This is a genomic window from Nonomuraea aridisoli (genome assembly GCF_003236395.1).
Classification (GTDB): Bacteria; Actinomycetota; Actinomycetes; order Streptosporangiales; family Streptosporangiaceae; genus Nonomuraea; species Nonomuraea aridisoli.
This window is the reverse complement of the sequence record NZ_POUD01000311.1, coordinates 1-10,241: the sequence shown is the minus strand read 5'-3', so window position 1 is coordinate 10,241 and position 10,241 is coordinate 1. Positions and strand designations below refer to the sequence as shown.

At 68.2% G+C, this 10,241-nt stretch carries 11 protein-coding genes and 1 pseudogene; 5 read left to right on the top strand and 7 right to left on the bottom strand.

The features are described 5' to 3' along the window. Nucleotides 1-301: 301 nt before the first annotated feature. From C1J01_RS41650 to C1J01_RS41640, 3 genes and pseudogenes are all read left to right on the top strand, one after another. Nucleotides 302-832: pseudogene (locus tag C1J01_RS41650) on the top strand (LamG domain-containing protein); the annotation flags it as partial. Next, nucleotides 811-1,158 carry a NucA/NucB deoxyribonuclease domain-containing protein gene (locus C1J01_RS54200; protein ID WP_111184558.1) on the top strand — a complete coding sequence of 116 codons (348 nt, stop codon included), beginning with the start codon at nt 811-813 and terminating at the stop codon, nt 1,156-1,158. The pseudogene C1J01_RS41650 and the gene C1J01_RS54200, both read left to right, overlap by 22 nt. 72 nt (nt 1,159-1,230) lie before the next feature. Next, on the top strand, nt 1,231-1,863 hold the full coding sequence (locus tag C1J01_RS41640; protein ID WP_146615914.1) for a DUF6461 domain-containing protein: 633 nt from the start codon (nt 1,231-1,233) through the stop codon (nt 1,861-1,863). A 255-nt stretch (nt 1,864-2,118) separates the two neighbouring features. On the opposite strand, the gene C1J01_RS54195 is transcribed toward C1J01_RS41640, so the two are convergent. Then, nucleotides 2,119-2,391 carry a hypothetical protein gene (locus tag C1J01_RS54195; RefSeq protein ID WP_438943182.1) on the bottom strand — a complete coding sequence of 91 codons (273 nt, stop codon included), beginning with the start codon at nt 2,389-2,391 and terminating at the stop codon, nt 2,119-2,121. Nucleotides 2,392-2,766: 375 nt separating this feature from the next. Between C1J01_RS54195 and C1J01_RS41630 the strand changes: the two genes are divergently transcribed. Further along, complete coding sequence (locus tag C1J01_RS41630; RefSeq protein WP_181449256.1) at nt 2,767-3,819, top strand: WD40 repeat domain-containing protein; 1,053 nt, start codon at nt 2,767-2,769, stop codon at nt 3,817-3,819. 103 nt (nt 3,820-3,922) lie between these two features. On the opposite strand, the gene C1J01_RS41625 is transcribed toward C1J01_RS41630, so the two are convergent. The 6 genes from C1J01_RS41625 to C1J01_RS41600 form a co-directional block, all read right to left on the bottom strand. Continuing rightward, entirely contained in the window at nt 3,923-4,705 is a 783-nt protein-coding gene (locus tag C1J01_RS41625) for a transposase family protein (RefSeq protein ID WP_268958795.1), read from the bottom strand. An 11-nt stretch (nt 4,706-4,716) separates the two neighbouring features. After that, nucleotides 4,717-5,178, bottom strand: coding sequence for a flavin reductase family protein (locus C1J01_RS41620; RefSeq protein ID WP_111184560.1), 462 nt, complete (start codon nt 5,176-5,178; stop codon nt 4,717-4,719). 109 nt (nt 5,179-5,287) lie between these two features. Further along, nucleotides 5,288-6,211 (bottom strand): ABC transporter substrate-binding protein, encoded by a 924-nt coding sequence (locus tag C1J01_RS41615; RefSeq protein WP_111184555.1) that lies wholly within the window; start codon nt 6,209-6,211, stop codon nt 5,288-5,290. A 35-nt stretch (nt 6,212-6,246) separates the two neighbouring features. Next, complete coding sequence (locus C1J01_RS41610) at nt 6,247-6,939, bottom strand: ABC transporter permease (protein WP_111184554.1); 693 nt, start codon at nt 6,937-6,939, stop codon at nt 6,247-6,249. After that, entirely contained in the window at nt 6,936-7,616 is a 681-nt protein-coding gene (locus C1J01_RS41605) for an ABC transporter permease (RefSeq protein ID WP_111184553.1), read from the bottom strand. Before C1J01_RS41605 ends, C1J01_RS41610 begins: the two co-directional genes overlap by 4 nt. Continuing rightward, nucleotides 7,609-8,667, bottom strand: a complete 1,059-nt coding sequence (locus C1J01_RS41600) for an ABC transporter ATP-binding protein (RefSeq protein ID WP_111184552.1) — start codon at nt 8,665-8,667, stop codon at nt 7,609-7,611. The genes C1J01_RS41605 and C1J01_RS41600 overlap by 8 nt, the downstream gene beginning before the upstream one ends. Before the next feature lie 273 nt (nt 8,668-8,940). Between C1J01_RS41600 and C1J01_RS41595 the strand changes: the two genes are divergently transcribed. After that, nucleotides 8,941-10,241: RNA polymerase sigma factor (locus C1J01_RS41595; RefSeq protein WP_146615913.1), on the top strand; the 1,301-nt coding region annotated here is incomplete at its 3' end.

Genomic DNA, 10,241 nt, shown 5'->3' with positions numbered 1-10,241 from the left:
CCCCTGATCCTCCCCGCCTGGTACGTCATCCGCTGACCCAGCCACTCCGCCCAGCACTGTCATGGCCTCACGGCGTGCCAGCGGCTGGGGCGAGGGCGCCGGCGGTCCGCTCCACCCGGGCCGTCGGTGTCAGGGTCTTACCAGGCGAGGGGGCGGCGGCAGAGGACTCGATCAGTTGATCCAGCGCACCGGCTGGTGACTGGCGCGACGGACGCGGCAGGCAACACGATGTGGCCTATTCGTGGCCCTTCACCACAGGGTCGACGTCCCGCCTGTTGCTGGGCTGGTGGCCGCGTACGGGATGGAAGAGACGTCCGGCACGACGGTCGCTGATGCGTCGGGGCGGGGGCACACCGGCGTGGCCAGGAACGTCACACGAGTGGCGGGCAGGCATGGCGATGCTCTGTCGTTCAACGGCTCAGACAGTTGGGTGACCATCACTGACGCTCCAGCATTGCGACTGTCGACCGCAATGACGGTGTCGGCTTGGGTCAAACCCGAAGACGTCGCCGACTGGCGTGCCGTGGTCACCAGAGAGCTGGAGGAAGCGACAAGTGCGTCCTACGCGCTGTACGCCTCTGATGGCACGGTCCCTACTGGCTGGCTTCAGACCGACACGGACGGGTGGGCTTCAACGTTCACCGTGGACGGAACTTCGGCGCTGCCCATCAACGCCTGGACCCACATCGCGGTCACGTATGACGGGAGCACCGCACGGCTGTACGTCAACGGTCAGCAGGCCGCTCAGGAACCCGTGACGGGAGACCTCTATTACGACGCCGGCGCACTGCGCATCGGTGGCAACGAGATCTGGGGCGAATTCTTCGACGGCGTCATCGACGAAGCAGGACCAGGAACGAGCGCAATAGAAATCGGTCGCGCACCTACTGTGCCGATATTCTCCGTGCGGAAGGGGTGCCCCGACCGATCAACCGTGACTGCGACGAATATCCGTTCGCTGCAACACATGAAGGGTCCGCCGGGCCTACGACCAACGGGAATGTAGCTGTCGGGTTCATCCTCTGGGATCACAACGAGAAGGTCGGTACAGACCTGGGCTGGTTCGTCCAAAACTACCGGGTGCTGGGAAGTGAACCGCTTAGCGCAGCCGGCCAGTTACACCCATTCGAGAAACTCTACGTGGACACGCCGAACTAGTCGGATTTGAGAAGATCGATCGCCGCGAGGGCGCCTCTGCCTTCGCGGCGATCGGCCGTACAGGAGTAATGCATGGATGCGACAGAGATGGCTCGTTACCAAGAGGTCTTGGCCAGACATGGCGACAGTCTGCGGCAAGTCTGCATCACGTGGTGCCGAGCAGGCGGCGAAGGACACCTTGCCGCTGCCCTTGCCGCGGATCTTTCGACCGCCCAGCCGCGTACGATCTCCCAAGCCGCCGAGGAAGCAGACGCGCAGTACGGGAGGTGCGGGCGTGGCGGAACTGTGGTCGTCGGTGGGTTGTCGTCATGGCTGATAACCATCGAGTCCAGCGACTGGGCGGGCGCGACGTCCGTGGATCGTCTCTCGGAGAACGGCGAGGCGATTGCGTTGACGATCAATGACACGATGTTGCACTACTCGCTGTTTTACGCGCGCGATGGTGACCTGCAATGCCGCCTGCGCTGGCTCGATGGTCCCGCTGGTGACATCACTTTCCTTGAACGTCACCTCACGGATCTACCCATGATGCTGGACACGGTCCCAGCCTCAGAGGAGGACTCAGAGAGGAACGCTTCACAAGTGTCCTCGGACGTTTGGAAGGTGTACGCGTTCATGCTGGCGGAGCGGATAACCGGCGTGCGATTGACTGCGGATTGGCTAGACCGCGAGCATACAAGGTACCTCAGAATAAGTAACAGATGAATATCGAATGGGTGTAGCTCTTCCTCAGCCTGAATACACCGCATGATTCCTCGTGATCGATTCCCGGCCCAATTCCACCGCGAGGACCGTTTCGCCAGGTGAAGCGCTGTTTCCGGGCATGGAAGAGCCGCTGCACGCGGATCGCAGCCTGTCCACATGTCCACAGGGCTCGGGGCAGGGGTTCATGCGCCGATGGCGCGGGTGACCTTTGGGGTCGTGGTGGTGCGAGCGGTGACCGAAAGTGTTCAGGGCTGGTCAGACCACGTGTGCAGGCGGCCGGTCGTGAACGGTCTCGAAGACGTTCATCCATGCCTGCTGCCAGCGCCAATGCTGCAGCAGGTGGAAGGTGACGTGGCCGCGTCCGTGCCGGGCCAGGCGGGCGGGGACGGCGATCAGATGCCGGCGGAGCGTGGCACCACGAGCCTTGGCATGGGCGGGCCCGGCCAGGCAGCCAGTGGCGCGTAACAGGTTGTGGGTGATCGCCGCGCAGGTCAGCCACGCGGCGTTCGCGGCGAAGTCGCCCTCCATTAACTGAACCCTTTTCATCCTCACGTATCGGACGCCCTGAGCACAGTTGGGCGTAAGACGGCTCCGGCCGGAGGGACACGAGCTGGCCGATGGCGCGCAAAGGTTGGATATGGCAGGGTGATCGTTAAGGTCTCCGTCGCCTCCAACCTCAATTGCGATCACCCATCAAGGTGGCGGGTACAGCACGAGGTAAAGGGAAACGAAACGGTGACCGATGCCGACCGGCCGTCCCCGGCTACGCCACCGGAGCAGACACTTCGGGCTTCTGCGGTATCAACCGCTACGGCTCCGCCTCCAGCGGCACGTTCAGCAATGCGCGCACACCGCCGCAGTGCGCTGGTAGTGGCCTGCGCGGTGGTCGTAACCCTCGCCGTGATGCTTTTCATCAACGTTGGTCCCGGTCCGGTCAGCCACAGCGACGCTGTCATATCCGTCACGGTCGGCCAGGTAGACGGACGGTCGATCGCCATCTCCGCCGGCAGCGACGACACGGTACGGATATGGGACCTGATCACGAAAAGGCAAATCGGGGGCTTGACCATTGAAGAGAAGGATGGGGAGCCGTTAACCGGCTACGAACGCATTCTCTCGGTCGCGGTCGGCCAGGTGGATGGTCGGCCGGTCGCCGTCTCGGGCGGGTGGGACAGCACGGTACGGACATGGGACCTGACCACCAGAACGCAGGTCGGAGACCCGCTGACCGGCCACGAACGTAGTGTCGTGTCGGTCGCGGTCGGCGAGGTGAACGGTCGGCAGGTCATCGTCTCCGCTAGCGCGGACGCCACGATACGGATATGGGACCTGACCACCAGAAAAGAGATCGGAGACCCGCTGACCGGCCATAGCGGCACCGTAGCTTCGGTCGTGGTCAGCGAGGTGAACGGTCGGCCGGTTGTCGTCTCCGGCGGTCATGACGGCACGGTTCGGATATGGGACCTGACCACGAGAGAGCAAATCGGAGACCCGCTGACCGGCCACGAAAGCAATGTCGTGTCGGTCGCGGTCGGCGAGGTGAACGGTCGGCAGGTCGTCGTGTCGGGCGGCTGGAAGGGCACAGTGCGGGTGTGGGACCTGACCACCAGAAAACAGATCGGAGACCCGCTGACCGCCCACGAACGCGGCGGCGGTCCAGTCGCGTTTACTCAGGTGAACGGTCGTTCGGTCATCGTTTCCGGCGGCGTGGACCGTATGGTGCGGGTGTGGGATCTGATCACCAGAGAGCAGGTCGGAGACCCGCTGACCGGCCACGACAGAGCCGTCCATGCGATTGCGGTAACGCAGGTGAACAGCCGGTTGATCGTCGTCTCCGGTGGGGGGGACCGTACGGTGCGGGTGTGGGATCTGATCACCAGAGAGCAGGTCGGAGACCCGCTGACCGGCCACGAACGCGGGGTCGTCTCGGTCGGGGCCGGTGAGCTGAAAGGCTGATCAGTCGTACTCCTCCCGCAGGCGTTACGTGTACGGGGAGAGGCACGCCGAAGGTGCTGCCATCTCGAATAAGCCGATCTGAGGATGCTTCAGTGAGCTCTTTTCATCCTGAGTAGCGGTCCTCTTCGACGAGCTGAAGTACGAGGATCGCCTGCACGAGCGCGGTCGCTCGATGTGGGCAGCAGCGCAACTTGGTCAGTACCTTCCAGGTTTTCAAGGTCGCGACGGCACGTTCGCCAATGGCACGGATGTGGGCATGCGAGCGGTTGACGTCCCGCTGCCCACGCGACAGCCACGGTCGATGGCGATGCCGCTTGAACGGCGTCCGGATGGCGCCGCCCGCGCCTTGGTAGCCCTTGTCCGCGAAGGTCGTCACGCCGGCGCCGGTCAAGGCGTCGATCAGGCCGATCTTCCGAGCGGCGGTCACGTCATGAACGGCGCCCGGCAACGCAGGCGAGGCCCACGCCAGCCGGCCCATGGGATCGGCCAGCAACTGGATGTTCATTCCGTGTTGCTTGTGTTTGCCGCTGTAGTACGGCCGTTCGTCGGCCACCCCAAGTCGTCGGGCGAGCGCAGTCGCCGGACCTGGCCGGGGGTGCCCGCCCCCGTGCACCCCCGGCCCATCAAACAGGCGCGGCGGCGGCCCGGCAGCCCACGCTCCGCCGCCGCCGCGCCACAGGAGGCATCGAAATGCACACCTGGGAGGCGTACATCCCGCGAGCGCCGCGTCTTCGCGTACGTGAAACGTCCTGCTGAGGCGAATACGAGTTCGCCTCGGAGGGAGGTCTGTTCCTCGTGCTACGCCGAGCCGGGGACGGCTGCGAGGACCGCCAGAGGCTTGTACGCCCGCGACGTGGCGGCGTGGACGGTCCTGACCGCAGCCCACACGCACACGGCTCAGGAGCTTGAGGAGCGATAGCGGCCGCGGAGGCGTACCAGAGGGTGGCGGGCGGAGCCGATGTAGGGGACGGAGAGGACAGTGGCGAGGTAGAGGGTGTGGTCGCCGGCCGAAATGACCTTGGTGGTCTCGGCCTCCAGTGCGGCTACGCCGTTTTCGATGATCAAAGCGCCCGTCTGCTCGCCCCTGTGGTGCGGGGTGCCCGCCACCAGGAGGCGGGCGCTGGGACGGCCCGGGGTGGCGAAGCGGCTGGCGATGGCGGCCTGCTCCGACGACAGCAGGGACGCCGCCCAGCGGTCCTGCCGCAGGAACACCTCGTTCAGGTAGCCGGCGCTGGCCAGGCTCACCAGCACCAGCGGGGGCTCCAGGGAGACGGACATCAGCGCCGACACCGTGGCGCCGAGGTCGTCGCGCCCGTCGCGGACGGTCACCACCGCGACGCCCGCGGCCAGCTGCGCCATCGCCTCGGTGAACAGCTCACTCACCGCGAAAGCCCCCTGGAACAGATCGGTCAACGGCCGACACGCCGCGAGAGCCTCCCACGGCGGGAGGCTCTCGCGAAGGCCGGCGTCAGGCCAGCCCGTTGGTGGTCAGCCATTCCTTGGCCACGGTAGCGGGCTCGTCCTTGTTGACGGAGATCTTCTGCATCATGTCGAGCAGCGACTCCGTGGTCAGCTTCGCCGAGATGCCGTTCAGGGTCGTCCTGATGGCGTCGGTGGCGGAGGCCTTGTGCAGCAGAGGGGTGACGTTCTGGGCGGGGAAGATGTTCTTCGGGTCCTCCAGCGGCACCAGGTCGTTGGCGGTCATCTTGGGGTCGGTGGTGAAGACGTTGCCGACCTGGATCGAGCCGTCCTTCAGCGCGTCGGCCGTGGTCGGACCGGTCGGCTTCCACTCCTTGAACTCGATCCCGTAGACCTCCTTGAACCGCGCCTCCCACCGGCTCTTGAACTCGGGGGGACCGCCGACGACCATGTCCTTCGAGACCTTGGCCAGGTCTTCCATCGTGGTCAGCGACTGCTCGGTCTGGGTCTGGCGGGAGACGGAGAGGCTGTCCTTGTCCTCCGCGGGGGCGGATTCGAGGATCTCCAGCTCGGCGGGCAGCTTCTGCTGCAGCTCGGCGTCCACCTCGTCGGTGGTGGCGGCGGTGCTCTTGGGGTCGAGGAACGCCAGCAGGTTGCCGTTGTACTCCGGCACGATCGTCAGGCCGCCGCTCTTGACCTGGTCGAGGACGACCTCGCGGCTGCCGATGCGCGGCTTCTCCTCGACCTGCACGCCCTTGGCCTCCAGGGCCTGGGCGTAGATCGAGGCGAGCAGCACGCTCTCGTCGAAGTCGAACGAGCCGATGACGGCCGTCCCGCCGCCGGAGGCGGATCCGCTGGGAGCCGCGCTCGTGGTGTCGAGCGGGTTGCCTCCCGTGCCGCCGCCACCGCCGCAGGCGGCGAGCGCGAGCATCGCCGAGAGGAGGATTCCCGCGATGCCGTACGTGCGTCTCATGATATTTCCCTTCTTAACGGGAGGTAATGGGGAGATTATCGGATGTTCAGCCGCCGGCTCACCCCCGGAGACACCGTCACCCTCTGCACGAGGGCGAACACCGCCTGGACGAAAAGCGCGAACAACACGATCAGAACAGAACCACCGACGACGCTGGCGTAATCCTTGGTGGCGAAACCATCGATGACATACCGCCCGAGACCGCCCAGCCCGGTGTAGGCGGCGACCGTGGTCGTGGCCACCACCTGGATGGCCGACAGGCGGCAGCCCAGCAGGATCAGCGGCAGCGCCACCGGCACCAGCACCCGCCCGAGCACCTGCCCGCCGCGCAACCCCATCCCGTACGCGGCGTCGCGCAGCTCGGGGTCGACGCCCTTGATGCCCTCGTAGGTGTTGACCAGGATCGGCGGCACCGCCAGCAGCACCAGCGGGATGATCACCGGCCAGATAGACGACGCCCCCAGCAGCAGCACGAACATCACCAGCAACCCCAGCGTGGGCAGCGCCCTGGCGAGGTTCGCCGCCACCACGACGAGCATCCCGCCCCGGCCGGTGTGCCCGATCGCCAGGCCCAGCGGCACGGCGACCAGCACGGCCAGCGCCAGCGCCAGCGCCGAGAACTCCAGGTGCTCCAGCAGGCGGGCGGGGATGCCGTCGGAGCCCGTCCAGTTGGCGCCGTCGCCGAAGAACTCCGCGAGCCAGCCCAGGAACGCGGTCACCCAGCTCATGACGCCGCCTCCTTGCGGGCCCGCACCCACGGGGTGAGCAGGCGCTGCGCCAGCACCAGCAGGCCGTCGGCGACCAGGGCCAGCGCCACGACGAGCACGATGCCGACGATCACCGGGGGCATGAACGGGTTCTGGTAGGCGCGGGTGAACAACCCGCCGAGCCCGCCCTGGCCGATCAGCGCGCCCACGCTGACCAGACTGATGCTGGAGACCGCGACCACCCGCAGCCCGGCCAGCACGACCGGCGCCGCGATGGGCAGCTCGACCGCCAGCAGCCGGCGCAGCGGGGTGAACCCCATCGCGACGGCCGACTGGCGCACGTGGTCGGGCACCGAGTCGAGCCCGTCCACGACGGCCGGGATCAGCACAGCCACGCCGTAGAAGGCCAGCGGGACGATCACCGTGGTCTGCGACAGCCCGGTCACCGAGATCATCAGCATGAAGACGGGCAGCGACGGGAGCGCGTACACGACGTTCATCAGGCCCGAGGTGGGCTGGTAGAGCCAGCGCCAGCGGGCGCAGGCCAGGCCCAGCGGCAGCGCCACGACGAGCGCGAGCACGACCGGCACGAGCGACATCGTCACGTGGTCGGTGAGCAGGGTCCTGATGCTGTCGGCGCGGCCGGTGTCCCAGTTGCGGCCGAACCACTCCCACAGTGAAGGTGGGCCGTCACCCATGGACCGCCTCCGCCAGCGCCTCGTCGAGCGCCTCCCTGGTGGCCACGCCGACGACCTTGCCCTGCTCGTCCACGGCCACGGAGCAGCCGGACGGCGACAACAGCGCCGCGTCGAGCGCCGCGCGCATCGAGTCGCGCCCGCGCACGAAGGTGCCGTACGGCTCCAGCTCGCCCGGCCGCGCCGCCGCCCGCCAGCCGACCGGGCGGCCGTCGCCGTCCACGACGAGCAGCCACGGCTCCGGCGAGCCGCCCTCGGACCCCTCCGGGACGGTCAGGTCCGTACGCAGCCGCAGCCCCTCGGTCGAGACGAACTGCAGGCGCCTGATCCCCCGGTCATGGCCGAGGAACTCGCGCACGAAGTCGTCGGCCGGCTCGGCGAGCAGCGTCTTGGGGTCGGCGAGCTGGGCCAGCCTGCCGCCCACCCGCAGCACCGCCACCTGGTCGCCCAGCTTGATGGCCTCGTCGATGTCGTGGGTGACGAACACGATGGTCTTGTTCAGCTCGCTCTGCAGCCGCAGCAGCTCGTCCTGGAGGCTCGTCCGCACGATCGGGTCGACCGCGCTGAACGGCTCGTCCATGAGCAGCACGGGCGGGTCGGCGGCCAGGGCCCTGGCCACGCCCACGCGCTGCTGCTGCCCGCCGGAGAGCTGGAACGGGTAGCGCCCCGCGAGCGCCGGGTCGAGCCCGACGCGCTCCAGCAGCTCCATGGCCCTGGTCCTGGCCTTCTTGCGGTCCCAGCCGAGCAGGTAGGGGACGGTGGCGATGTTGTCGACGATCTTGCGGTGCGGGAAGAGACCGGCCTGCTGGATGACGTAGCCGATGCCGCGCCGCAGCGTCGGCGGGTCGATGCCCTGCACCGGCACCCCGTCGAGCAGGATGCGGCCCTCCGACGCGTCGATCATGCGGTTGATCATGCGGAGGGACGTCGTCTTCCCGCAGCCGGACGGCCCCACGAGAACGGTGATCTCGCCGGTGGGCGCCTCGAAACTGAGGTCGTCCACGGCGACCGTTCCGTCTGGGTAGCGTTTGGTGACAGCGTCGAATGTGATCACGCGCGAACTCTCGCTATCGGTCTCTCCATGGCAGGGGCCGCGGCCCCCTCGCCACGACCGCCGCATGATCTCTCGGACCACAGACTACGGCGCTCTGTGCTCGCATGTCGTCCTGGGTTTTCCTTAAACGCTTCACTTATTCAGTGCAAATCCGCATCTGGTAGTGCGCCGGACCGCTAAGTGTTGGCATGATTACCCCCACACTCTCCAGACGCTTCTGTTCCACCGGCTCCCTCCCCTCAGCGTCCACACCCAGCAAGAGGATTCGGCCCCGTGACTCAGCCGATCACCGATCAGCGCCCGCGCGCAGAACTGATCGCAGAGCTCTACGACCTGCACGCCGCCGGGATGTTCGCTTACTGCGCCGACCAGCTCGGCGACCTCGGCTCGGCGTCCGACGTCCTGGCGGCGGTGTTCTCGGGTGTCCCGGCCGTCGCGCCACCCCGTGCCGCCCTCTACGCGTTCGCCCGCCGCGAGATCCACCGGCGTGACGTCCTCTACTCGCCGCCCGCCGTCGATCCGCTCACCGACCCGGCCACGGCGCTCGTCGAGCGCGCCCTGCGCGAGCTGCGCCCGCACCAGCGCGAGGTGCTGGTGTTGTGCGCGGTGTGCGAGCTCGGCACGGAGGAGCTGGCGTGGGTGCTGGGCGTCGCCTCCGACACCGCCGAGGAGCTGGTGATGTCGGCGGGTCAGCGCTTCCGGCAGTCGCTGGGGGCGGCGCTGGCCTCGACGGGGCCGCGGCTGCCCAAGCCGGTCGCGGACGTCTTCGGCGCGCTGGCCGTCGCCCCGCTGCCGGACGTGCTGGGCCGGCTGCCGTGGCCGCAGCCGCCGGGCGCGCTGCGCATCCACTTCGCGGGCTCCCGTACGGCGACGCCGGGGCCGCTGTTCGTCAAGCCGCGCTGGCCGAGCCCGCCGGTCTGGCCGCAGCCGCCGGCGCGGAACGACCCGGCGTCCAGCACGGTGATCTTCCCGGCCGAGCTGCTGACGCCGCCGTCCGGGGACCGGGCCGCCACGCACGAGGCCACGACGGCACCGATGCCGAAATATCGGGATACGGCGGGCGATGGTCTCCTGGAGTCCCCGGCCCCGCTGCGCGACCCCCTGGGGTCGACCCGCGCCTTCCGTCTCCCCCAGGCCGCACCCGCGAAGCCGGAGCCGTCCGCTCCGGAGCGGCCGTTCTTCCTGGCGGCGCCGCCGGCCACGGGGGTGGAGCCGTTCGCGACGGGTGACGTGATCCTGCCGAAGGGCGCGCCCGATCCGTACATGACCGGGGACGTGCTCGTGCACCAGGGGCCCGCCAGGAGCGCGCGCCGCCAGCCGCCACCGTCGCCGGAGCCGCAGCCCACGCCGGTGGAGTTCCTGCGGTTGTCCCCGCCCGACTCCGACGCCCCGGTCCCGATCGAGGAGCCGGTGAAGGAGGCGGCGCCGCTCTTCCAGCCGCGTTCCAAGCCGGCCGAGCCCGTCTACCGGCTGCCGAAGACGGGGCAGCAGGCCCAGCCGACGACCGAACCGGCCGAGCCCGAGCGGGAGGAGCCGAAGTCGGTGCTCGCCCCCCGCCCGGTGCGCTCCCGTCC

Bases quoted from the DNA above. Each gene is read 5' to 3' on its own strand.
- C1J01_RS41640 (WP_146615914.1), top strand. From the start codon at position 1,231: ATGGATGCGACAGAGATGGCTCGTTACCAAGAGGTCTTGGCCAGACAT.
- C1J01_RS54195 (WP_438943182.1), bottom strand. From the start codon at position 2,391: ATGGAGGGCGACTTCGCCGCGAACGCCGCGTGGCTGACCTGCGCGGCG.
- C1J01_RS41630 (WP_181449256.1), top strand. From the start codon at position 2,767: ATGCTTTTCATCAACGTTGGTCCCGGTCCGGTCAGCCACAGCGACGCT.
- C1J01_RS41620 (WP_111184560.1), bottom strand. From the start codon at position 5,178: ATGGCGCAGCTGGCCGCGGGCGTCGCGGTGGTGACCGTCCGCGACGGG.
- C1J01_RS41615 (WP_111184555.1), bottom strand. From the start codon at position 6,211: ATGAGACGCACGTACGGCATCGCGGGAATCCTCCTCTCGGCGATGCTC.
- C1J01_RS41610 (WP_111184554.1), bottom strand. From the start codon at position 6,939: ATGAGCTGGGTGACCGCGTTCCTGGGCTGGCTCGCGGAGTTCTTCGGC.
- C1J01_RS41605 (WP_111184553.1), bottom strand. From the start codon at position 7,616: ATGGGTGACGGCCCACCTTCACTGTGGGAGTGGTTCGGCCGCAACTGG.